General features: G+C 51.9%; 29 protein-coding genes and 1 riboswitch. Of the genes, 21 read left to right on the plus strand and 8 right to left on the minus strand.

Going from position 1 to position 21997, the window contains the following annotated elements:
* Nucleotides 1–15 precede the first annotated feature (15 nt).
* Nucleotides 16–138: a DUF5678 domain-containing protein gene (locus BUA65_RS18800; protein WP_242656249.1), complete on the plus strand. Its 123-nt coding sequence runs from the start codon at nucleotides 16–18 to the stop codon at nucleotides 136–138.
* Nucleotides 139–221: 83 nt separating this feature from the next.
* Here the strand turns inward: BUA65_RS18800 and BUA65_RS06565 are convergent, their stop codons facing one another.
* On the minus strand, nucleotides 222–521 hold the full coding sequence (locus BUA65_RS06565) for a hypothetical protein (protein ID WP_072868229.1): 300 nt from the start codon (nucleotides 519–521) through the stop codon (nucleotides 222–224).
* 273 nt (nucleotides 522–794) lie between these two features.
* Here BUA65_RS06565 and BUA65_RS06575 point away from each other — a divergent pair, with 273 nt between their 5' ends.
* The 3 genes from BUA65_RS06575 to cobT all read left to right on the plus strand — a co-directional run bounded on the left by BUA65_RS06575 (nucleotide 795) and on the right by cobT (nucleotide 4343).
* On the plus strand, nucleotides 795–2285 hold the full coding sequence (locus BUA65_RS06575; RefSeq protein ID WP_072868232.1) for a flagellar assembly protein A: 1491 nt from the start codon (nucleotides 795–797) through the stop codon (nucleotides 2283–2285).
* 17 nt (nucleotides 2286–2302) lie between these two features.
* A complete protein-coding gene (locus tag BUA65_RS06580; protein ID WP_072868277.1) occupies nucleotides 2303–2833 on the plus strand; it encodes a ferredoxin domain-containing protein in 531 nt (176 codons plus the stop codon).
* Between the two features lie 76 nt (nucleotides 2834–2909).
* A riboswitch (cobalamin riboswitch) is annotated at nucleotides 2910–3189 on the plus strand.
* Between the two features lie 86 nt (nucleotides 3190–3275).
* Nucleotides 3276–4343 carry a nicotinate-nucleotide--dimethylbenzimidazole phosphoribosyltransferase gene (cobT, locus tag BUA65_RS06585; RefSeq protein ID WP_072868233.1) on the plus strand — a complete coding sequence of 356 codons (1068 nt, stop codon included), beginning with the start codon at nucleotides 3276–3278 and terminating at the stop codon, nucleotides 4341–4343.
* Between the two features lie 175 nt (nucleotides 4344–4518).
* On the opposite strand, the gene fbp is transcribed toward cobT, so the two are convergent.
* On the minus strand, nucleotides 4519–5613 hold the full coding sequence (fbp, locus tag BUA65_RS06590) for a fructose-1,6-bisphosphate aldolase/phosphatase (RefSeq protein WP_013822113.1): 1095 nt from the start codon (nucleotides 5611–5613) through the stop codon (nucleotides 4519–4521).
* 177 nt (nucleotides 5614–5790) lie between these two features.
* On the minus strand, nucleotides 5791–6336 hold the full coding sequence (locus tag BUA65_RS06595; protein ID WP_072868235.1) for a pyruvate kinase alpha/beta domain-containing protein: 546 nt from the start codon (nucleotides 6334–6336) through the stop codon (nucleotides 5791–5793).
* A gap of 196 nt (nucleotides 6337–6532) precedes the next feature.
* Here BUA65_RS06595 and BUA65_RS06600 point away from each other — a divergent pair, with 196 nt between their 5' ends.
* The 9 genes from BUA65_RS06600 to recA all read left to right on the plus strand — a co-directional run bounded on the left by BUA65_RS06600 (nucleotide 6533) and on the right by recA (nucleotide 13252).
* Nucleotides 6533–7816 carry a nickel pincer cofactor-dependent isomerase, group 22 gene (locus BUA65_RS06600; RefSeq protein ID WP_072868236.1) on the plus strand — a complete coding sequence of 428 codons (1284 nt, stop codon included), beginning with the start codon at nucleotides 6533–6535 and terminating at the stop codon, nucleotides 7814–7816.
* Complete coding sequence (locus BUA65_RS06605; RefSeq protein WP_072868238.1) at nucleotides 7816–8235, plus strand: nucleoside recognition domain-containing protein; 420 nt, start codon at nucleotides 7816–7818, stop codon at nucleotides 8233–8235. Before BUA65_RS06600 ends, BUA65_RS06605 begins: the two co-directional genes overlap by 1 nt.
* A 9-nt stretch (nucleotides 8236–8244) precedes the next feature.
* Nucleotides 8245–8727 carry a nucleoside recognition domain-containing protein gene (locus BUA65_RS06610; protein ID WP_242656250.1) on the plus strand — a complete coding sequence of 161 codons (483 nt, stop codon included), beginning with the start codon at nucleotides 8245–8247 and terminating at the stop codon, nucleotides 8725–8727.
* A gap of 243 nt (nucleotides 8728–8970) precedes the next feature.
* Entirely contained in the window at nucleotides 8971–9333 is a 363-nt protein-coding gene (locus tag BUA65_RS06615; protein ID WP_242656253.1) for a cyclophilin-like fold protein, read from the plus strand.
* An 80-nt stretch (nucleotides 9334–9413) separates the two neighbouring features.
* The gene (locus BUA65_RS06620; RefSeq protein WP_165613207.1) at nucleotides 9414–10052 is read left to right on the plus strand and encodes an alpha/beta hydrolase; all 639 of its coding nucleotides are present in this window, start codon (nucleotides 9414–9416) and stop codon (nucleotides 10050–10052) included.
* Nucleotides 10053–10096: 44 nt separating this feature from the next.
* Complete coding sequence (locus tag BUA65_RS18220; RefSeq protein WP_165613208.1) at nucleotides 10097–10252, plus strand: hypothetical protein; 156 nt, start codon at nucleotides 10097–10099, stop codon at nucleotides 10250–10252.
* A gap of 15 nt (nucleotides 10253–10267) precedes the next feature.
* Nucleotides 10268–10654 carry a flavin reductase family protein gene (locus tag BUA65_RS06625; RefSeq protein ID WP_114281471.1) on the plus strand — a complete coding sequence of 129 codons (387 nt, stop codon included), beginning with the start codon at nucleotides 10268–10270 and terminating at the stop codon, nucleotides 10652–10654.
* Nucleotides 10651–11400, plus strand: a complete 750-nt coding sequence (locus tag BUA65_RS06630; protein WP_207543867.1) for a 4Fe-4S double cluster binding domain-containing protein — start codon at nucleotides 10651–10653, stop codon at nucleotides 11398–11400. The genes BUA65_RS06625 and BUA65_RS06630 overlap by 4 nt, the downstream gene beginning before the upstream one ends.
* A gap of 763 nt (nucleotides 11401–12163) precedes the next feature.
* Nucleotides 12164–13252: a recombinase RecA gene (gene recA, locus BUA65_RS06640; RefSeq protein ID WP_072868244.1), complete on the plus strand. Its 1089-nt coding sequence runs from the start codon at nucleotides 12164–12166 to the stop codon at nucleotides 13250–13252.
* A gap of 17 nt (nucleotides 13253–13269) precedes the next feature.
* Here recA and BUA65_RS06645 read toward each other — a convergent pair whose 3' ends face one another.
* The 5 genes from BUA65_RS06645 to BUA65_RS06665 form a co-directional block, all read right to left on the minus strand.
* A complete protein-coding gene (locus tag BUA65_RS06645) occupies nucleotides 13270–13848 on the minus strand; it encodes a PIN domain-containing protein (RefSeq protein WP_072868246.1) in 579 nt (192 codons plus the stop codon).
* Nucleotides 13832–14617, minus strand: coding sequence for an ImmA/IrrE family metallo-endopeptidase (locus BUA65_RS06650; protein ID WP_072868247.1), 786 nt, complete (start codon nucleotides 14615–14617; stop codon nucleotides 13832–13834). Before BUA65_RS06650 ends, BUA65_RS06645 begins: the two co-directional genes overlap by 17 nt.
* The gene (locus BUA65_RS06655) at nucleotides 14610–14972 is read right to left on the minus strand and encodes a helix-turn-helix domain-containing protein (RefSeq protein ID WP_072868249.1); all 363 of its coding nucleotides are present in this window, start codon (nucleotides 14970–14972) and stop codon (nucleotides 14610–14612) included. The genes BUA65_RS06650 and BUA65_RS06655 overlap by 8 nt, the downstream gene beginning before the upstream one ends.
* Nucleotides 14973–15129: 157 nt before the next feature.
* A complete protein-coding gene (locus tag BUA65_RS06660; RefSeq protein ID WP_072868251.1) occupies nucleotides 15130–15639 on the minus strand; it encodes an ImmA/IrrE family metallo-endopeptidase in 510 nt (169 codons plus the stop codon).
* Between the two features lie 132 nt (nucleotides 15640–15771).
* Nucleotides 15772–16320 carry a helix-turn-helix domain-containing protein gene (locus BUA65_RS06665; protein ID WP_072868253.1) on the minus strand — a complete coding sequence of 183 codons (549 nt, stop codon included), beginning with the start codon at nucleotides 16318–16320 and terminating at the stop codon, nucleotides 15772–15774.
* A 163-nt stretch (nucleotides 16321–16483) separates the two neighbouring features.
* Here BUA65_RS06665 and BUA65_RS06670 point away from each other — a divergent pair, with 163 nt between their 5' ends.
* From BUA65_RS06670 to BUA65_RS06705, 8 genes are all read left to right on the plus strand, one after another.
* Entirely contained in the window at nucleotides 16484–16726 is a 243-nt protein-coding gene (locus tag BUA65_RS06670) for a helix-turn-helix transcriptional regulator (RefSeq protein ID WP_072868255.1), read from the plus strand.
* 252 nt (nucleotides 16727–16978) lie between these two features.
* A complete protein-coding gene (locus tag BUA65_RS06675; RefSeq protein WP_072868256.1) occupies nucleotides 16979–17206 on the plus strand; it encodes a hypothetical protein in 228 nt (75 codons plus the stop codon).
* A 20-nt stretch (nucleotides 17207–17226) separates the two neighbouring features.
* A complete protein-coding gene (locus tag BUA65_RS06680; RefSeq protein ID WP_072868258.1) occupies nucleotides 17227–17667 on the plus strand; it encodes a hypothetical protein in 441 nt (146 codons plus the stop codon).
* Between the two features lie 25 nt (nucleotides 17668–17692).
* Nucleotides 17693–18478 carry a hypothetical protein gene (locus tag BUA65_RS06685; RefSeq protein ID WP_072868260.1) on the plus strand — a complete coding sequence of 262 codons (786 nt, stop codon included), beginning with the start codon at nucleotides 17693–17695 and terminating at the stop codon, nucleotides 18476–18478.
* Nucleotides 18479–18550: 72 nt separating this feature from the next.
* Nucleotides 18551–18928 (plus strand): hypothetical protein, encoded by a 378-nt coding sequence (locus tag BUA65_RS06690; protein WP_072868262.1) that lies wholly within the window; start codon nucleotides 18551–18553, stop codon nucleotides 18926–18928.
* A gap of 223 nt (nucleotides 18929–19151) precedes the next feature.
* Nucleotides 19152–19868, plus strand: a complete 717-nt coding sequence (locus BUA65_RS06695; RefSeq protein ID WP_072868263.1) for a hypothetical protein — start codon at nucleotides 19152–19154, stop codon at nucleotides 19866–19868.
* Nucleotides 19869–20094: 226 nt separating this feature from the next.
* The gene (locus BUA65_RS06700) at nucleotides 20095–20871 is read left to right on the plus strand and encodes a hypothetical protein (protein ID WP_072868265.1); all 777 of its coding nucleotides are present in this window, start codon (nucleotides 20095–20097) and stop codon (nucleotides 20869–20871) included.
* The gene (locus BUA65_RS06705; protein ID WP_072868267.1) at nucleotides 20834–21541 is read left to right on the plus strand and encodes a hypothetical protein; all 708 of its coding nucleotides are present in this window, start codon (nucleotides 20834–20836) and stop codon (nucleotides 21539–21541) included. The genes BUA65_RS06700 and BUA65_RS06705 overlap by 38 nt, the downstream gene beginning before the upstream one ends.
* Nucleotides 21542–21997 lie beyond the last annotated feature (456 nt).

Below are 21997 nucleotides of genomic sequence, written 5' to 3' on the forward strand. Positions count from 1 at the left end.
GGAGGAGGTGCGGGTATGGCGGCCGAGGGGATTATTTTGGTGCAGTGCCAGGGCCAGTGGCTGGCCTTGGTGGATGGTGTTGTGGTGGCCGTAGGAAATAATTTCGATGATGTTTGGAACCGGGCGCTGGTTCACTAAAAGCCGGTTTATGGTGTCGTTTACTTTATCTTTCTCTATGCACCGGTTAAAACAAATTTGGTCCCCGCCGGGGACCGTTTTTTTTAAATGCCTGTGATGTAACTTTCTTGCCCGCAGCTGGAGCAACGGTAAGAACCGAAATCCTTTATGGTGCGCTTGATATTCCCACAGTGGGGACAACGATAGGTGGTCACCTCAAAGAGGCCGCTTGACAACAGGATATAGGCGGTAATACCTGCCACAACGCCGGTGACTACGGCGGGTGCCTTCAGAACGACGCCTATCCCGGCCACCAGCAGCATGGCGCCGACAAAATAAAGCAAGCGCAGGAAAACCAGGAGCAGTTCCAGTCCGGGTGTTTTTATTTCTCCCGGGTGGTACATCTTTCCCCCTCCCCCCTTTAGAACAGGACTTTAACATGATTTATTTCGAGTGGGAAGAAAAAAATCCTCCTCCGGGGGACAAAATTTGCTTAACTCCTCAGTTTGAATTGCTGCTTGGAATTAAGCGGTGTGTCTGGCAGGAAATCCTCGAAGAGAAGCGAAGTCTACATTTAATGAAGGAAAGTTACTTGCCCTCCTTGATTTTTCACCGCAACGTTCCGAAAGATATATTAAGCAAATATTTTGTTTAGCGGCATTGGGGGGGAGGGAATAATGGTCGATGAGTACCTGAAAATAGCCATTAGCGAGGATAAAATGAAAGCTTATGTTTCTGCTCCGGGGGAAGTTGCCGTTCTGGATCCGGAATCGGTTTATAAGGCGCTGCAGGCGGCAGGAGTGGTTTTTGGAATTAAAGATGATGCGGTAATCTCGTTTGCCGCGAGCCCCCAATCAGAGCCGCTGCTGGTGGCGGAAGGGGAGCCGCCGCAACCGGGTGTGGATGAGCGGCTGGAGGTGCTTTTTGACGATGGAACGCTTTTCGAAAGGGCTGTGGATGAGGGAAAGCGCGTTGATTTCCGGGAAACCAGTACCATTGTCTCTGTGGAAGCCGGGGCCTTGCTGGCGGTAAAGCACCCCCCACAGCCCGGATTGCCCGGCAGGGCCGTGACCGGTGAGGATCTCCCTCCCCTGCCGCCACGGCTGTTGGAGCTGCGGGCGGGGAAAGGGGTGGAACTAAAGGAAAATGGTACCCGGGTGGTGGCCCTGGTTAACGGGCGGCCCTGGTATAAACAGGCCGGGAACACTTATGTTTTTAATGTTGACCCCCTGCTGGTTCACAAAGGGGATGTATGCATTAAAAGCGGTAACATCAGGTTTAAAGGGGACTTGAAAATTCTGGGCAATGTCTGCGAGGCCATGAAAGTTCAGGCTACCGGCTGTGTAGAAATCACCGGACTGGTGACCCGGGCTACGGTGATCAGCGGAGGCAAGTTGCAGGTACACCGGGGGGTGATCGGCAGTAAACTGCGAGCCGGCAGCGGTTTTCCCGGGGCCAAAAAGCTTTCCTTCATGCTCCGGGACATTCAATCCAACCTGGACCTTCTCAAGCAGGCCCTGGAGCAGTTAAAGCGGCACCAGGGAAACAATTTAGACCGGGTAGACTTCGGGCGGGTCCTTATGACCCTGATGGATACAAAATTCAAAAACTTGCGTTCCCTGGTGAAAAACACCCTGCGGGAAATTGCCGCCATCAGGGCAGAGGTGCCCGGTGAAGTGGCCAGATGCGGCCGTTCCTTAAACTGCCTAGTTGGGCTGAATCCCCTGACGGTAAAAAGTTTTGGCGATGTAATCAAGGATGTGGAATCTGCCGCTGTCCTGCTGCAGGAGACTGCTGAAAACCCGGCCGATGTGGTGGTCCCTTCGGCCATGAGTTCTACCATCCAGAGCTCCGGCAGCGTTTATGTGACCCGGCGGGGGTGTGTCAATACCACCATTAATGCCGGGCAGGATGTGGTGGTTAAAGGTTCTTTCAAGGGCGGGGAGATCTTTTGTGAGGGCAACGCCCAGGTAGAGGAATTGGGCAGCGCCCTGGGGGCACCACCGGTGGTCCGGGTGGGGGCGGCTGGAGTAATCAGAGTAAAGCGGGCCTTCCCGGGATCCGTGGTGCAGGTGGGGCAGCGCCGCATGGTTCTTACGCAGGAAATGGGCTCTTTTAAAGCCCTTCTCAATAAAGAGGGAGAACTGGATATCATCCCGGGGAATTAATGCAGTCAGGGAAGGTGATGGTTTTGCGCGAGGCTATGCTAATGGTTGCCCAATTGATGGCCCTATCGGCCCGGACCGCTCCCAAGGGGCTGGGTCAGGATTATGTAGGCATCCGGGTACTGTCGGGAGAAGAGCTCTCCCAGCTGGCCGATGAAATGGAACGCTTTGGAAAGGAACGGGGCAAGGTTAATTTCGACCGCGATGCCGATAACGTACGCCGGTCGGATGCGGTAGTACTTATTTCCCTCACGGAAAATAAGCCTTTAGGCCTAAATTGCGGGGCCTGCGGTTACAGCCGGTGTGAGGATTTACAAAGCCGAGAAGGGCCGGAGTTTCCAGGACCCCTGTGCGCCTGGCGTCTTTTAGATGTGGGTATTGCCCTGGGATCGGCGGTCAAAACGGCCAGCCTCTTTAACGCCGATAACCGGATCATGTACCGGGTGGGTACGGTTGCCCGCCAGATGGGTTTGCTCCAGGGTCCCATTGTGGTGGGTATTCCTATTTCTGCCACGGGCAAAAACATTTATTTTGACCGCCCGGTAAAGTAATACCGGTAATTTTGATTTCAGATTCATGGCAGGAAAAATACCCGGGCACGTCGAATTAATACCTGCATCAACAGGAAAATATTAAACATCAGCAGGTGCCCCCGTTTTTAACCGGGGGAGAATAGGGAATCAGGTGAAAATCCTGAGCGGTCCCGCCACTGTGATCGGGGAGCAACCTCCAATGTTATAAGCCACTGGCATGGCACTCTCTGGTGAGCTGATACATACAATGGCAATTGTTTTAGCAATGGAATTTAACAGCATGGTTTAACCATGTGACTGGTGAGTGCTGGCTGGGAAGGCGGCTGGTTGTGAGGATCCGGAGCCAGGAGACCTGCCTGCTGGTTCTTTCACCGCTGGATGATGGTAAAGTCCACGGCCTTGATCGGGCTGTGGACTTTTTTAATTTAACCAAACTTATATACGTGGGAGGTTGATCGTTTTGCTGCTGGAAAAAACCATTGCCGAAGTCGGAACGCTATACCCCGAGCCCATGGCTGAAGCCCAAAAACGGCTGGACAGCCTGATCAAACCCCCTGGCAGCCTGGGGCGGTTGGAGGAGCTGGCCGTACAACTGGCCGGTATTACCGGTAACCCCCGCCCCGTGGTTGGCGACCGGGTGATTATCATTATGGCCGGGGACCACGGGGTGGTGGCCGAGGGAGTGAGTGTGGCGCCCCAGGAGATCACCCACCAGCAGATTCCAGCCTTCCTCACGGGGGTAGCCGGAATTGGCGTGCTGGGGCGGCTGGCCGGCGCCCGCCTGGTAGTGGTAGACGTGGGGGTTGCGGTACCGGTGGATTACCCCGGTGTGTTGAACCGGAAAGTGCGTCCCGGGGCGGGGAACATTGCCCGCGGTCCGGCCATGACCCGGGAGGAAGCGGTGCGGTCGGTGGAAGTGGGTATCGAGGTGGTCCAGGGGGAGATCGACCGGGGAGCCACTTTGATTGGTCTTGGCGATATGGGCATCGGAAACACCACTCCCAGCAGTGCCATTGCTGCGGTGCTGGGTGGTTATGCCCCCGAGGAGGTTACCGGGCGGGGCACCCTGGTCAACGATCAGGTTCTGCGCCAGAAGATAAATGTGGTAGCCAGAGCGCTGGAGGTGAACCGGCCCGATCCCGCTGACGCTTTGGACGTGCTGGCCAAAGTAGGTGGGCTGGAGATTGGCGGCCTGGCCGGGGTTATTCTGGGGGCGGCCGCCCGGCGGGTGCCGGTGGTCATCGACGGCTTTATTACCACTGCCGCTGCCATGGTGGCGGTTGCCCTGCAGCCCCGGGTGAAGGAATTTATGATTGCTTCTCATCTTTCCGGTGAGCAGGGCCATCGTTTGATGCTGGAGCACCTGGGGTTGGTACCCATGCTTTACCTGAATATGCGTTTGGGTGAAGGGACCGGTGCGGCCCTGGCCATGCACCTGGTGGAGGCGGCCTGCCGGGTGATTAACCAGATGGCCAGTTTCAGCGAGGCGGGCATCGCCGATCTTGATGAAGATAAGATATTAAAGTAAACAAAAAAAATGAACAGGGCCCTGAACACCGCCTGCAGGCGGGCTCAGGGCCTGCTCACTCTAACCAGATGCTACGAGGCAACCCGTCAGCTTGGCGAACTGCCGGATGCGGACCTCCACGTCCGGTGGGTGAGAGGTCAGAGGTTAGCAGCCTCTATCTACCCGATTCAGTGGTTTAGCGGAGTTTTTCAAAACGATCTTTTAACTTTTTCAATACCTGGGGCATAGTGGTGTATTCCATTTCGTCCAAGTGCAGCCGGTGGGGTTCAAAGGGTCCCAGACTGCGCATGTAGCTGGCAATTTCGTTGGCCATTTGCCGGGCCTGATCAAAGGCCGGATCGGCAAAGAAGTCCTGGGGACCAATGAGCTTGCCTTCGGCTAACTGGAAGCCAAGGGCGACCACCCGGGGCGGGCCGTCAAAACGGGATGGGGTGGCCTGCTGCATGCTAACCGGCATCAGCGGGCCGCTGTGGGAGCCGCGCATCCAGCCGCTGACCAGGTGGGGTTTCGTGAAGGGTTCCAGCACCTCCCCCACTGCCGGCATGCCGCTCTGGCAGCGTACGATGCAAACCGGGTCGTCCTTGCCCACGTAGCGACCGGCCATCAGATTTAACCGCTGGGTGCTGGACACGGCGGCAATTTCCCCCGTTTTCTTATGGAAGACGCGCTTGATGCAGTAGCGGCCGGGAGCGCCAATGAATACCAGCATATCGTATATTTCCTCGGGGGCTGAGAAGTTAACCCGCGTGTTTTCAATCAGGTCCCGTACCTCGAAAATGAACCCGTCGTGCATGCTGGGATCGATGACCAGCCCGGCGGTGTTAAAGGGATCGGCAAAAATTTTGTACAGGGGCAGGTTCCAGGCTCCCGGTTCGGTCTTGTCGGCCATAAAGATTATTATGGGTTCGCTCTTGCGCTCTTCAAACTCCATCTCCGCTACTCCAGGGCCCAGGCCCTTGATGTTCCCGGAAAAGGCGTCGGCCAGCAGGTCCTGTCCCGCGCCGTAAAGCTTTAGTTTCTTGGCTATTTCAGTACAGGCTACAAAAGTATCCCAGGCCAGTTGGTGGATTTCACCGTTATTCCGGCCCAGTTCGTGGGTCATAATCAGGTTAATATCGTCGCCTACATGGGCTACATATGAGTCTATCAGGAGGGAACTACCCTTAAGCATGCCCTGGGCCTTTTCAATCAGGGCGGAGTGGACGCTTGAATGTCCCACACAGCCTCCAACGTCCGCTTTGATGACCGTAACGGTAATTTTCTTGCCCATGAAAATCCTCCCCGTACAAAAAAATGATATATTTACACTTATTATTCTTGAAGCCTGGGCTTTTTCCTGCCGCACAAAAATTTTTTCAGTCTAAACCCATAAATATTATGACACAATTCTTTTGTTAAGACTCATTATGTTATCTTATTTGACCAATAAGTGAGTAACAAGCTGGTGTTAGAATTCCCTGGGCTTGCAAATGATTTCCTTAACCTTGGTGTCAAAGAAGTGGTTGGCATGAGCAGGAAGAATTACCGCGGCGGTATCGGCGCCAGTTCCTGTTCCGGCAACGGCCACTACCTCTTTGCCAGCCGGGATCAACCCGGCGTCCAGCGCCATGACGGCGATTTCCACGCACACCTTTAAACCCTGGCCCAGGATGCGCAGGGTTTGGGCAATGATTTCAGCGGGGTAAACGCCGCCGAATTTGTTCCGCACCCCCCGGTCCAGCCCGCCCATGAGGTGGGTGGTGGTAAGCAAGCGCACTCCCTTAGCCGCCAGTTCTTCCCGCATGCCGGGGGGCATTTCGTCTTCTCCCGGGGCGGTAAAACCCACGTGGTGGGTTACGCAGATCACATAGGGCACCTTGCCGATGAGCTTTTTGGCCGTTTCCCCGCTGCAGGAGGCTACTACGATGTGGTCAATGGATAATTCCCGCGCCCTCTTTACCGCCAGGGCAATAGTCTCGTTGGTATTAACAGGACCTTTTTGGGACCAGTACATTCTCTTACCTCCTTAAGCATATGCTTGACTACCTTCCCTATTTTAGCCCAATGGACCTGCTTTTGACAAGTAAAGGGTTTCGCTGTCTGGCCAGAATTGCCTTTCGAGGAGTATAATCATTTATATGCACTTTTTGGTCTAGCCATGTTGGGTAGAAGCAAAAAATTACTTTTATGTTAAAGGCCAGGTGAACCTTGTGAACCACCTTCGCTTTGTTAAAATCAGGCAGATCTTCCCCCGTCCGGTCATAAAGGATACTCGGGGCCGCGTATTAAGGGAAATGGACAGGATCAATTTCCGGGAAAGGGTCAAGCCCGGGCAGCGGGTTGCCATCACGGCGGGAAGCCGGGGAATAAAAAATATCACTACAATTTTAAGTGCGCTGGTAGAGGTAGTCAGGGCGGCTAAAGCGGAGCCCTTTGTTGTCGGTGCCATGGGAAGCCACGGTGGAGGTACAGCCCAGGGGCAGAAAGAGGTTCTGGCCAGCCTGGGGATTACTGGTGAAACATTGGGGTGCCAGGTACTGACCGCGGCGGAAGTGGTGGAAATAGGTGAAACCCCCCGGGGTGTAAAAGCTTTCTGTGACGTGAATGCGTGGAACGCCGACGGCATTATCATATGCAACCGCATTAAACCCCACACCACTTTTCACGGACCTGTGGAGAGTGGCTTGATGAAGATGATGGCCGTGGGGCTGGGTAAGGTAAAAGGCGCCTCCCTTATCCACCGGGTGAGGCCGGGGGAGATAGCCAGTACGCTTATAGACATCGGTCAAGTTTTTATCCGGTCGGGTAAGGTTTTGGCCGGGGTGGGTATAGTGGAAAACAGTTACGACGATACGGCTATTATCGAGGCGGCGGCTCCAGGAGAACTTTTAGAAATGGAGCAGCGATTGTTAACGGAGGCCTACCGCCTGATGCCCCGCCTGCCGGTGGACAGGCTGGACTTTTTGATTGTCAGGGAGATAGGCAAAAATATCAGCGGCACGGGCATGGATACCAACGTGATTGGGAGAACCAGGATGATCGGGGTGCCCGAATCCTCGAGTCCCTTCATTGCCCGGATTGTCGTGCTCGATTTGACCGCGGCATCCCACGGTAATGCCACGGGGATCGGCCTGGCGGATATCACCACTAGGCGGCTGGTCGATAAAATGGACCACAAGATCACTTATCTTAACTGCATCACCAGCGGAAACGTGCAGCGGGCCATGCTTCCCATCGTTATGCCCGACGACCGGTCGGCCATAGAAGCGGCGCTGGCGAGCCTGGCTGCAGGGGAGGCCGTGGAGCACTTGCAAGGGGCCTTGATCAAAAACACTCTTGAACTGGAGTACCTTTGGGTTACCGAAAACCTGGCCAGGGAGCTGAGCCAGAGGACCGATATTGAGGTTGTTGGACCGCCGGCTCCCCTGGTTTTTCGCGAAGGTAATCTCGTTCTTGAGGATGATCATGAATTTGTACAGGGAGAGGGATTATAATGATCACCGTAAGCACGGTTAAACGGGGGCTGCACAAGGGTTTTTACACCACCTGGGAACTGACCAAAGTAGTGGTTCCGGTATACATTGTGGTGACGTTTTTGAAGTACACTCCCGCCATGGACTTTATTGCCCGGTTTTGTGAACCGGCCATGAAAATACTCGGGTTGCCCGGCGAGGCTTCTATTGTGCTGGTGTTGGGTAACCTGTTAAACATCTATGCCGCCATAGGAGCCATTTCCTCGCTGCACCTTTCGGCTAAGGCCATAACCATTCTGGCCACCATGCTGCTCATTTCCCACAGCCTGCCCATTGAATCGGCAGTTTCCAAAAAGACCGGCGTAAGTCCCCTGCTTATGGTCGGGTTCAGGCTGGTTATGTCCCTGCTGGCGGGGGCGGCTTTAAATCTTTTGTTGTAAGGGGGAGCAATGGTGGATTGGCTGGCATTTGCCCGGGAAGCGGGAAGAGGCTCACTGGAGAGCGTAGCTATTATGGCTGCCATTATTTTTCCTTTAATGCTCCTGATGGAAATGGCCAGGGATGCGCAACTGCTGGACCGGTTTTCTGAAAAAGTATCTCCTGTGTTGAAAGTTTTCGGCATGAGCGGGGAAGCCTCGCTGCCGCTTCTGGTGGGTGGGGTTTTTGGCCTGGCCTATGGTGCCGGGGTAATCATCGAGTCGGCTAGGAGCGGGAGAATTACTTGGCGGGACCTGTTTTTAGTGAACGTTTTCCTCTCCCTGTGCCATTCCGTGATTGAGGATACGGCGCTGTTTATAGCCCTGGGGGCCGATCCGGTGGTTATTCTGGGGGGACGACTGGTACTGGCAGTGGTTATAACTTATCTGGTAAGCCGCAGTGGCTGGCTGACCAGTAGGGAACGGGGGAAGTTGAAGGTACCGGTGGGTGGCTAAGTATTCGATGGTTCTTCTTGCCGTCCATCATCATGTCGCCCATCTTTGTGCCTCCGTATTGACCGGGTTGATTACTTTTATGATGCCAGGTTTGTACTTGGTTAAAAATATATATTTTACCAAATAAACAAGTACAGCCGTGGGGCTGTGGAACTAATTTGCTGCGGAAAAATTGATCAAGAATATTTTGCCAGGGACGTTGTATTGGTATAGAATGGTGAAAAGGGGTGGTGAAGCTTGAAAGTGACAATTAGATCAGGAACCTTTTCCTGGCCTGCCTTAATTTACGACACCCCGACGGGACGCTTAATCCAGGAAGCTTTACCCATTAAGGGTAAAGCCAACCGTTGGGGAGAGGAAATTTACTTTTTCATTCCGGTAAACGCGCCGCTGGAAATGGGAGCCTCTGAGCTGGTGTCCAGGGGGGATCTTGGCTACTGGCCGGCGGGAAATGCATTTTGCATTTTTTTCGGGCCGACCCCAATCAGCGAGGGGGAAGAGATCCGGGCAGCTAGTCCGGTAAACGTCTTTGGGAGTATCGAGGGCAACCTTGAGGACTTGCGTCAAGTGAAGGACGGTGCAGAGGTCATAATTGAAAAAAATTAGGGTTTCCCCTCGTTTTGGTTAAGCCTCAGGAGGCCGTTTTGTTTTTTTGCAGGTATTTCGCGTGTATGGGAAGTGACCATATGAGAAAAATACAAATTGATTTGCTTAGCTCCGGTCTGGTTCTGGAAGCCTGCCTGGATCTGCCGGCTGTTCCTGGCCCCTTTCCCGGGGTAGTGCTATGTCACCCCCATCCCCTTTACGGTGGCAATATGAACAACAACGTCATCCTCGCCGTTAGCCGGGCTTTGACCAGTAATAGAATAGCCAGTCTGCGTTTTAACTTTCGCGGTGTGGGACGAAGCCAGGGTTGTTTTGCTAAAGGAATCGGGGAACAGGAAGACGCGCGGGCGGCCCTTTTATTGCTCGCAGACCAGGAAGAAATCGACCCGTCCCGGATCGGCATCATGGGTTATTCCTTCGGGGGGATGGTGGCCCTGGCAGTTGGTGACACCAATGATGTAGTTCGGGCCATCGCGGCCGTTTCCCCAGTTATCCCTGCCAACGTGCTTAAGCAATGCACCAAACCAAAGTTGATTGTTACGGGAGCGGAAGATAATATAATTCCCCCTTCCTCGGTCTTAAAGGAAACTGCCGGTATGGCCGAACCAAAGACTGTTGAGCTGATTCCCGGGGTTGATCACTTCTGGTGGGGATACGAGGCTAAGGTTGGAGATATGGTGGCTGACTTTTTCGCCCGGGTATTAGCATTTAGACGATAAAGGGTGGTGCAACTTTTTAATAATAATTGAGGGGGTTCTCCAGGATGAAAAAAGTTCAAAAGCCTTCTACCGCTTTGTTTCCCGTACCCAGTATATTAGTCACCACCATTTCCGAGGGGCGGCCCAACATTATCACACTGGCGTGGGTGGGCACTGTTTGCTCTTCGCCGCCCATGTTAAGCGTAAGTTTGCGTCCATAAACATACTCCCACGGTATTTTAACCAAAACCAGGGAGTTTGTCCTGAACATTCCCGGAGCTGATCGGGTCAAGGAAATGGATCTGTGCGGGATGGTTTCCGGCCGAGATGAGGACAAATTTGCCCTGACCGGGTTCACTCCCCAGCCGGCTACCAAAGTACAGGCCCCCCTGATTGCCGAGTGCCCGGTTAACATCGAGTGCCGCGTGAATCAAATCATTTCCCTCGGATCACACGACATGTTTATAAGCGAAATTCTGGCCGTGCATGTGGACGAGGCGGTGCTGGACGAAAAAGGGCGTATAGACGTGCGGAAAATGGAGCCGGTGGCCTTTGTGGCCGGACAGTACTGGGCAGTGACCAGGCATCTGGCTGATATGGGTTTCGCCAGGCCTAAAAAATGAAAGTGTCCATGGAGCAGAACACCAGGGAATTGCTGGCAAAGTTAAAGGAACTTGCGCAAAATGGCGGCGCTGGTTATTTCGGGGTGGCAGATCTCGCTCCTGCAACCGGGTTTATCCGCGAGCAGGGAGGAGATATACCAGCTTCCTTTCCCACGGCCGTATCGGTGGGCATAGCGATACCTGCGGGCCTGGTCGAAATGTTGGCCGTGGCCGATACTGATCCCGGCGTTCTGGTAACCTACGACCGCTACGTGTACCAGGTTTGCAACTTGATGCTGGATCAGCTTACTTTTAACCTGGCCCGTGAAATAGAGGGCGCAGGGTACCGGGCCATGCCGGTGGCGGCTTCTTTGCGCGTCCCCGGCAGGCCTTTTGCCGGGGTATTTTCCCATAAACTGGCTGCTCACCTGGCCGGCATGGGCTGGATCGGCAAAAGCTGCCTTCTCATTACCCCCCGAGACGGTCCGCGGGTCCGCTGGGGTACCGTACTGACCGATGCTCCCCTGCCCGCGGGTAAGCCCATGGAAAGAGGCTGCCGCGGTTGCACGAAATGCGTGGAAGCTTGCCCGGCGGGGGCAGTAAAAGGGCGGAATTTTAACCCGGCCGAACCGCGCTCGGCGCGGCTAAATGTGGAAAAGTGCGAGGAGTACCGCAATAACATGGCAGCAAGCAAAGGGGTTCGCACCTGCGGCAAATGCCTTGCCGTGTGCCCTTATAGCAAAAGAAAAGGAAAGGTATCCGTTTAAACGCTGGCAGTTTTTGTGTCAAAAATACTCTGGCCTGCTTTTTGTGATCATCGAATGATAGTTCCCTGTTCACGCCTCCGGTAACATTTGCCGGAAGTGTAGCTGTAGGAGTTGCGCAAGGGGGAACAGGGACGTGGCGCAGGAGAAGCCATCACGGCATATCTCCGTGAGAATATGCGGCTTTAAAAAAGCAAAGACCCCGATACCTGCAGGTGGTTGATCGGGGAATTTGTGGAACGGGTCACGGTGACCCGCGAAAATGTGGATGTTATTTTTAAGGTGACTGTTGATTTGAATGGTGGAGGCAAGGGGACTCGAACCCCCGACCTCTAGAGTGCGATTCTAAAATCGCACGTTTCAGCCTGTCCATAACGTCCATCCAGTATTATACAATCCAGCAAAATCAACGTTTTGCGACCGGGAAGTTTCCATTTTGTATTATCCTGTCCATACAATCCACTTGATTTTAATGCGTCTTGTGGGCAAATTTGTGGGCAAGTTGTGGGCATGTTTGTTATCCCGAAACCCCCAAAGGACAACCCCTTAAGCCTGGAAGCATGTATGCAAGCGTCCGGGTTTAACGGGCTGCCCTTGATATCTTCTGTCATTCTTTCTTTAAGAGCAATCCTGCATTTCCATTCTCCTGAGCTGCTCTCCGTTGTAAACCAGGCACTTGACTTCCGCACAATAATTCCAATTTCTGTTTTGCCCTAGAACACCTGTTTGTAATACAATATGGAAAAACCCATTGGAGGCGGTTTCCATGTCGAAAACAGCATCGAAGCCGGCTACGAAGGAAGAGGCTCTCGAGAGAGCGCTGAACGAAATCAAAACCAGGTTCGGAAACGGGGCGATCATGCGCCTGGGCGAGAGCCCGAGGATGAACGTTGAAGCGATACCCACGGGCATTCTGTCCCTGGATCTGGCGACCGGAGTGGGCGGACTCCCCAGGGGCCGAATTGTGGAGCTCTTCGGCCCGGAGTCTTCGGGTAAGACCACCGTTGCGCTGCATGTGATCGCTGAAGCCCAGAAAGCGGGAGGCATCGCGGCATTCATCGACGCGGAGCACGCCCTGGATCCGGTGTACGCCAAAAATCTGGGGGTGGACATTGAAAACCTCCTGGTTTCCCAGCCGGACTACGGGGAGCAGGCCCTGGAGATATGCGACTTGCTGGTGACGAGCTCGGCAGTGGACGTGGTGGTCGTGGACTCGGTGGCCGCCCTGGTGCCGAAAAACGAAATTGAAGGTGAAATGGGCGAAGTGCAGGTAGGTCTCCAGGCCCGCCTGATGTCCCAGGCATTGCGCAAGCTGACGGCGGTGGTCTCCAAAAACAGGGCGGTCGTAATTTTCATTAACCAGCTCCGTGAGAAGGTGGGGGACAACAAGTTCGGTCCCGTGCCCGAGGTCACGCCCGGCGGGAGGGCGCTCAAATTCTATTCGTCCATGCGGCTCGACGTGAGGAAGAAAGAAGCCATCAAGGACGGGAGCGAAGTGATTGGGAGCCGAACGGCCATCAAAATCGTCAAAAACAAGGTCGCGCCTCCGTTCAAAGAAACCGTGGTGGACCTGTTGTACGGGGAGGGCATCTCGAAGGAGCTGGACGTGCTGGACATGGCCCTGGAGCATAAAATAGCCCAGAAGTCAGCCGCGTGGATTTCCTATAACGGCGAGCACCTGGGCCAGGGGCGCGAGAACGTGCGCAAGTTCCTGAAGGCGCACCCGGAAATAATGGCCGAGCTTGTCCGGAAGGTAGTGGAAAAAGTTGGAGCGGGGGCGGCAGCGGCTGATAATGCAGGGGAGAACGTCCCGCCTGAGAGCAACGTTGTGTACCTGGCGAGGGACCCGGAGTGATAACCGGATCCCTTGATTCACTTAAAAAGCCCAATACTGTCGAACCTTTTCTTCGCACGTTTATGTAAGACTTCAAAAGGTACATTAATTGGGCGATTAACTATGGAATTAATCTTTTGATGGATATTTTTTGTATCGTTTAGTCTAATTATATTAGTAATTATAGCTAATGATAGCACCTCAACATATGATAAACTTACTATGGTAGAATTGAATTCGATAATCCTCTTGGCATTTCTGTCGTCACTTAATAGGAAAGGGATATTCAGTTCGTTGGCCAAAGCAAAAGCTTCCCTCTCTCCATCATCTAACGCATATCGAAACGAGTTCATTATAATAGCCATGGCTGTAATTTCTTCGTGATTAAATACATTATTATCATATATATCTACCATTCTTATCCAACCACACGTTAAAGCCTTTTTAAAAACTTTGAAGAATCTTTTTTCAAGTTTAGATTCTACTTCTTCAAATACTCTTTTGGGAATAATAACGTCTACAAAAAACTTTTTCAGAATATCCAAGTGACCAGCCTTACATAACTTAATTAAGACATCGGCATCACTGACTGCAACCGGATTAGACAGGATCTTCATGCGTAAATCCCATCTCCTCCGGTTTTTTATTCCATAGGGATAATACCTTGCTTAACTTATTAAAACTAATCCGGCCTTCATTATAATTTGAATTCAGTGCCAAAATAAGTACTTTGGGAATTTCGGCTTCTGTAGGAACAACCAAATTATAAACGCCATATTTCCTGGCAAGATGCTGTAGCACAGGTGCTTTTTCTGGTGTGCTATATTTTTTAAGATGCCCATATACCCTAGGAGATATAAATCCATACTTTAATAATGCATATAACATCGCACTGTAACTTACTCTGAACGTACCCTGCAATGCCATAACAGTTCCCAAATCCACACGATATCTGGTACCAAACCTACTCAAAAAAACTTGACGGACTCCTTCTTCAGGCAACAAAAAATACCCAGCAAAAAAATCGGCCAGAATTTCCTTTTCATCGCCTGATTCTTCTCCGGGCTTGCAAATTAATAATTGCAGATCATTTTTATCATAAAGTAAATGGCTCATTTCGTGAGCGCCGGAAAAAATCTGATGGCCCAGAGACATGTTAGTATTAATATAAATTAAAAAGTCTTCCCCCTTTTTGGCAATGAAAGCAGATAAATCCGGATTAGAATCTGGATACCTTAAAACAACTACGTTGAGCCTCCGTTCAATCAAATCAAAAATATCCGCAATCGGTTCTATTCCAAGTCCCCAAGCTCGACGAATTTCTTCGGCACGACTTCGGGCTAAAATATCTAGCTCTTTTTTGCGCTGCTTGGTAATTTTAGCCATTTCCCGTCCTCCACAATCTGATTTGGCCTAATACTTCTTCGAAAATACGATCTAGTTTTTCTATAGACTCTATCAACGCAGGGTTATTTTTATCCTGTTTAGCCCGAAACCGCCCAACCAGTGTGCAATCTTCCTCTTCTACAGGGCGGGTTAAGTCATCGGTAGAAACACTCAACGCATCTGCGATGAGACGCAATTCCAAACTATTTAAGGCTTTCTTACCCCCCTCAATTTTAGTCACTACGGGACGGGAAAGACCGATCCGGGAAGCAAGTTCTTCCTGAGACATGTTGCACTGTTCCCGTAAAATTCTGATTCGCTCACCAATTTCGGAAAACGAAGGCAATCTGGACATTTAAAACACCCCCTTCTTGTAACATTATGTTACCGCTTTTATTACTCATATTCAAGAGAGGTTACAATATGTTACAAAAATAATTTTCGACACCCCTCGACAAAACCCCCAATAAACAACAAAAAGCCCTTCCGGCTCTTTTCTTTCGTTCCCTTCCCTACGGCACCCAGTCCTCCGGGTTTGGCACTTCGTATCCCATGATTCTCAGCAGTTCCGACCCCCTGGTTTCGAGATTGCTGATTACCAGGTCCGCCGCGGCCCGGCAGAAACCGTATAGCTCCGCAAACCGGTACACGTTGTACCCGGAGTCTTCAAACCCCTGCTTGTCCCACATCAGTGCATAAATGAGGCCGCCAAGGTCCGCTTCGAGTTCGTACCTGGCCGGACGCTTCGTTGGGATTGTCTCGATGAAAAATCGGGTCATTCCGGGATGCAGTATCTGGTGGGTAATTTCGTGGAACAGGGTGCCGTTTTTCCGGTAAGGAGGCAATGAACTGTCGACAGCAATCACGCGCAAGCCAGCAAAGAAAAATGAAATACCGTGCAGGCGGCGGTAGGGGATTTCCAGAACCAGCAGTCCGCAGCGTTCAGCCATTTCTCGGGGGTGGAGGAGGCCGTGTTTTTCGATGAGGGATTTCACGGTTTTCAAGATGCGATCAAACATCATAAACCGGGAACCACCTTGCAAGGAAAACACTTGTTCTATTTTATAATAGGGCAGTTGCGCCGGTTGTTACAGGATAAACATGGAAATTATTGAGGTAAATCTTCGACTTTAATTTACAGGGTACGACAAAATTCACCCTGCCCCTACGGCGGCCGCCAGACAGTCACTCGCCACCCCCTTCATCCCCGCCACGGCTTTTTTTAGGTTCGCCTTGTACTTGAGTATAGCGACCACGGTGTCCCGGATGTCCAATAATATGTCTTCGTCCATTTCACCGACCGGTTTGCCGTCGAACATGACGTGGTCGGATCTCAGGACCAGCTCCAGCGCTTCTTCGACGGTGAGAGTGTCGGGCTCCCTATTCTCAATGCGACGAAGAAGCTCAAAAAAGGGGTCTTCAGTTTTGGAAACAGGTTCAGTGTTGGAGGTTTGTTTGATTGGTTTAGGGGGTGAATCAATATATCCAACGATTTTAAGCAATTCTTCATAAGGATAGTTGTATGCCTTAGATATTTTTTGGAGAACTTCCACGGAAGGTTTTATTTCTTTACCTGTTCTAGGGTCCACTCCTTTTTCTAAAAGGCTAAGGTAGGTATGACTTACTCCTATTAGCTTAGCGGCTTCTCTAAGTGGTAAATCTTTCCGAAGTTCCTTCAACAGCGCTCCCAATTGTGTTTTCAAAAGAAACACCTCCATAGTTCTTTTGTAAAGCTTACTTTACCTTATTGTAAAGCGAGGTTTCCTTTTAGGAAAGGTCTGGGGCAAAAAATTTTTTGTTAAACATGCTTGACATCAATGTAAAACATGTTATACAATCTTAACTAGGAACTAGGGGGTTTTAACAATGAATCGGTTACGTGAATTCAGATGCTCCCGACAAATTAGCCAACAGAAATTAGCTGAAGCTATCGGAGTTTCCAGACAAACGATAAATGCGATAGAACGAGGACGTACTAAACGCCCTTCCGATGAAATAATGCTTGCGATTGCTGATTATTTTGAAGTTCCTGTTGAACAAATTTTTTATACCCCTCTTGTACAACATGTTTTACAAAAGGAAAAAGATTTAAACATAAAATCTGCATAAAGTATCCCCACTTTTCTTATCCGTGGCCGCACTAGGAAACCACCCTTACAATGTACCACCCGGTAGAAACCAGAGCAGCGAATCCCCACCAAATACGGCGAGAGACGGGCGGGTGGAATTAAAAAAAACAGAAAGGAAGGTGATCCACAATGCGCTACACGATTTTCCGCTACTCCGGCCCGGTCCGGGGGCTCCTGGAAGCGATACAAGCATGGGTACGGCAGAACATTCACTGAAAAGGAGCGGTGAAACATGATCTGTGAAATCACCGAACTGGAAGCGGTCAGGGTGAAGTGCCCCTACTGCGGCGTGCGCTTCTACCAGGTTTACACGGGGAACGGATGGCGGCCGGACAAATGTCCGGAGTGCCGGAGGGACATTTCGGGACTCATGAGCGGCGATTTAGAAACGGAGGGTCCTTTCTACCTGCCCGTCAGGATGAATCCAGTCGACGGCAGGCTCTGCGAAAGCCGGATTTAACCCGGAGGTGAACAAGAAAAATGCCGGCGCAGGTGATCCTCCTTCCCGGCCAGCCCGCGGTGCGGCCGGAAAACCGGGAAACGGAGCGGATAAAGGAAAAACTGCTTTCCCTTCCCGCGGAGATAGCCGAGGCTAAGAAAATGGCCCGGGAACAAAAAACAGCCGCAGACGAAATCCGCGGCCAAATGCAAAACATAGAGGCGGAAATATTGTACCAAATAAATACGGCTACTAACAATGCCGGGAAACCCTTATTCGGCAACGAAACCATGAGAAATGCGGAGCTGAAGCGCCGTCTGGCGCAAAACCCGGAGTACCAGGAGCTCAAGGCAGCCCTGCAAGCGGTGGAAGCCGGGCTCTTTGAGGCGGAAGCACTTGTGAACCAGTTAATAGACGAGTTCCGGGCCTGGAAGGCCGTGGCCGAACTCACGGCGGCGGAACTGGCCGCTTTCAAGAACTAAAAACCCGGAAAGGAGCGAAATATCCGTGCAAAAACAAAATAACCTCGCGGTGGTAGAGACTCCCAAATTCGAGCTGGCGGTGCTTGACGGCGCAAACCAGGAAAACCTGGAAGAGCTTATCAAGGAAAACTTCGGGGACGTGGAAATTACCTCCATTTTCGACCGGGTGAAATTCCCGACGGGAGGAGCTTTGAATTTCGAGCTTCCCGGAGAAGATCCGGAGAACCCGGTCTTGGTACCTGAAATCGTAGGGGTGATCCTGGATCATCACCGGGTCAACGCTTACTGGCCTGGTGAGTTTACGGGAGAGGGAAACCCGCCCCAGTGCTACAGCCACGACGGGGTGCACGGGATGGGCAACCCTGGCGGGCTTTGTGCTACTTGCCCTCTAAATAAACCCGGCACCAAAGGCGAAAAGAGGAAGGCTTGCAAGAACATGTGGAAACTCTACGTCCTGACTTCGGGAGAAGCCTTCCCCATGGAACTGACTCTGCCGCCCACATCCCTCAACGCTTTTTACCGGTTCCTGAAGGCGTTCACGTTCCGGAACAGGCTGAAATTACATCAAGCCGTGGTAAAAATCGGCCTGAAGCGGGTGAAGAACGCCAACAACATCCCGTACGCGGAAGCGACGTTCGCTGTAGTGGAAAAACTGGGTGACGAGCAGTACGGAAAAGTCAAAGAATACGCCGAAGCGCTGAAACCAATCCTCCGTCGGCCCCCAGCGATCCGGCCGAGCGAAGCGGCGGTAGACATCCCGGCGGAAGAAGTCGCTCAAGGAGACCAGGCTTTCGAGGAACTCCCGTTCTAACTAGCTCGGCAGTCCGGGCGGGGGAGGTCCCGCCCGGATCCAACCAAGCTGAATTAGAAAGGAGCATAAACTGTGTCTGATGTCAAAAGAAAGCCCGAAGTTACAGAAGAAGATATTTGGAAGGAGCCTGTTGTAGCATTTTTGATTACAAAAATCCCTTATTATTCTAAGGGTCCTAACGGAAGGGAACGCAAGTACGCTGTCAATTGCTATCCGATCACCTTCGATTGGGAAGGAGCCACCTCAAATGATACGGGAGTTGAGCTGGAGGAGGAAGAAAGAGTACTCGGGATAATTCCTGCCCCGCCAGGATCCTTTTTGGTGATGGGCTTTCCTCCTGGCGATGACGTGGCAGTAAAACTCGGTTACGAATTTTCGGGAGCATCCAATCCGGACTGGAAAGAGGAACTGGCTCGGAAAAGCAAAGAAAACCAACTAACTAACTGGTAAATAAATCCATAAATCCCACTTGACCAGAGGGTATTTCTTGAGTGGTCAAGTAAAAATCCAGCAACGACGCGGGTTTCAAGGAACACTTGACCACAGTTGACCACTGAATGTCCGTTCAGTGGTCAACTAAAAAATCCAGTAATGACGCGGGTTTGAAGGCTTACTGGACCACAAGTAAAGCAAAAAATCGATTTTTTTCCACCTCTGCTCTGGAGGTGCACTTATGCCAAAGAAGTATTCCTTTTTTGAGGAAGATGGCAAAATATGGGCTGAAGACGAAGAAGGAAACGTAACCTGTATATGTACTACGCTGGCCAATATCATGAGAATTGAAATTTACGAAGAAAAAGGAGAACGGTGGTACGTAACGACTCTCGGCGAACCCTTTTGTTGCGATGTCCGGAGTTTGGTGAAAAAAGGAGGCAGTGGGATCGCGCACGCGATAACCTCTGCCGGCGCGTGGGTGAACCCGAAGCTCCTGGGCTTGTATTTTGACGAGATGATTGTGCAAAAGTGGAACGAACTCATATTGAATGCCCGAAAAGTAGAAAACAACGACAACGACCCGGAAGCAATGTCAGTGTACGAAGCATTCTGGGAATGGGTCGATAATTGCCTGGAACAGTTCGGCACAAATTACGGCGAAGGCAACTTCGGGTTTATCCTCAACCAGGAAGGCTTGCGTATCGCTGTAGTCTGGGTTTCCACGCTGGCTAAGTTTTTTCATGATTTTAGGATAAGAGAGAAGAACGTCAGGGAATCGGTTTTAAATTACTGGAAAAAACAAAAATGGTTGGGCGGCTTAAAAGATAAAAAGTTTGACGTTGACGCACTTGAACAAAACAGATTTCAAACTCGTGCCTGGCACAGAGAATCAGGCAGAACTCGGAGAGCTTATGCAGTATCTACCGCTGGCCTTGAAAAAATTTTTTCTTCCTGAATTAACAATGAAATCCATAAATCCCACTTGACCAGAGGGTATTTCCTGAGTGGTCAAGTAAAAATCCAGCAACGACGCGGGTTTCAAGGAACACTTGACCACAGTTGACCACTGAATGACCATTCAGTGGTCAACTAAAAAATCCAGTAATGACGCGGGTTTGAAGGCTTACTGGACCACAAGTAAAGCAAAAAATCGATTTTTTCAAGACAGGGGTAACAAAAGAATGGGCTGGTATCCCAAAAAGGTAAAACCATCGAAGAAACGCACCACCAGTCATTCCCAAAACAGGAATAGCTCACATCTCATTAAAATAACTTCCTGGCTTACAGCACGAATAAGTGTCGCCGAATCCCGCGATCCCGAGCTCCGGCGCCTGAAACACCTCCTGACTTCCTTGTCGGAGACCAGAGCAAAAGTCGATGTCCGCCCCGTGAGCCTGGCTGAGATAGAGCGGCAGTGGAAATTCGACCGGCTGCAGGGCCGGGCCACCAGCTACTACACCCTGGAAGAACAGGTATTAACGGCCGACCTGCCCTATGTGTTGACGATGCACAACAGGGAGGTCGTGACGGGGCAAATAGAGAGTCGCCGTCGGGAGCTGGCCTGGGAAGTAGCGCGGGACTTCTGGCCCCTGTGGTCCCTGGACGGGGACGAGCGCCGGGCCGTGCTGGCCCTGGCCGGCGTCCGGGAACCGTCGCCGCACGCCGGGCCGCAACCGCTCCCCCTGGAAGCGGCAGCGCAGTACGCGGTCAGGGTCAGGGGGTCCCGCCGCGCGGAAGACGACTGGGAGCCGGACCCCGAGGTGCTGGAGGTCATGGAGGGGTGGCGGGGGTGGTTTTCCGAAGGGGACCTGCACCGCATGGCCGTGGCCGAGGCCGGTGCCGGCGGGAAGCTGGAAAAGGGCAGGAAGCTGATGGTGATCTACGGGAGTTCGGGGAGGAACTATCAAAAGGGGGATACGCATGAGCCACTTTTTCACGATAGTCATAGTCAACCCTGAAGTTGAGGACATCGAAGCCGAGGTCGCCAGGTTGCTGGCACCTTACGATGAAAACATCGAGGTAGAGCCTTACGAAACCGATTGTTGGTGCGTAGGCCGAAAAGCATACCTGGAATCATGCAAAATAGCCGACAAAAAATGCCAGTCGCTAAATGAGATTCAAGAGAAGTTCTGGAACGAATTCTGGACCGACGAACGGAAAAAAGAAGCACTCGAAAATCCTGATATATTCGAGGTTGCAGACAGAGAATGGGCAAACTTTCCTGACCGGTGCGAATGGGAGCGTGTCCGCGAACATGCGGAGAAAGAGCACCCGCTGTACCAAAACCCGGACCCGGAATGCCGGGATTGCGGCGGTACAGGTAAACGCACAACCACATATAACCCGCAGGCAAAATGGGACTGGTGGGTTATAGGCGGCCGCTATAATGGGCTCGTCGGAAACGGTTCAGCAAACCCCAATACTGCCCCAGTATCCGTGTTGTTGGAAAAAGGTGTCATACCGTTCGCCATTATCACGCCGGACGGGAAATGGCACGAACGGGGCGAAATGGGATGGTTTGGCATCGTTTCAAACGAAAAAGAGGAGGATGTCTGGATCAAAGAGATCCGGAGCATTCTCGAAAAACATCAAAACTGCCTGGCGGTAGGATGCGATTTGCACATTTAATGTATGGGCCTGCTTGGGATTCGTGTAGCTTATCACGCAAAACGGGAAAATTTCTCACATCAAAATGAAACAAAATAATTTTTATATTTATGCAATCCTAGCGTAGGAAATTACGCCTATTTTGGTTACCCTAAATAAAAGCCGCCCTTGGCGGCTTTTTCTCGTGCGCCCGGCATGGGCGTTAACTTGGTGGTGAAAGTCCACTGCAGGCGAGGCAGCACGAGTCTGCTAGCCAAAGGCAAGGGTGTCCATCGCGAGGTGGAATCCGAAGGAAGCCGGAGGCAAAACCACGGCCCGATGAACAAGAACCCCATAAGAGGCTAAGCCGTTCGGATGAGCTGGCGTGACACAGCGAAATCCCAGGCTGCCAAGGGACGGCGGAGTATATGGGGCGGGCACGAGGTGAAGGTTAACGCTCTTACCCGGGGAGACCTGCCGGATAAGCCCAGCACTCAG

It is taken from the genome of Desulfofundulus thermosubterraneus DSM 16057, assembly GCF_900142025.1.
Classification (GTDB): Bacteria; Bacillota; Desulfotomaculia; order Desulfotomaculales; family Desulfovirgulaceae; genus Desulfofundulus; species Desulfofundulus thermosubterraneus.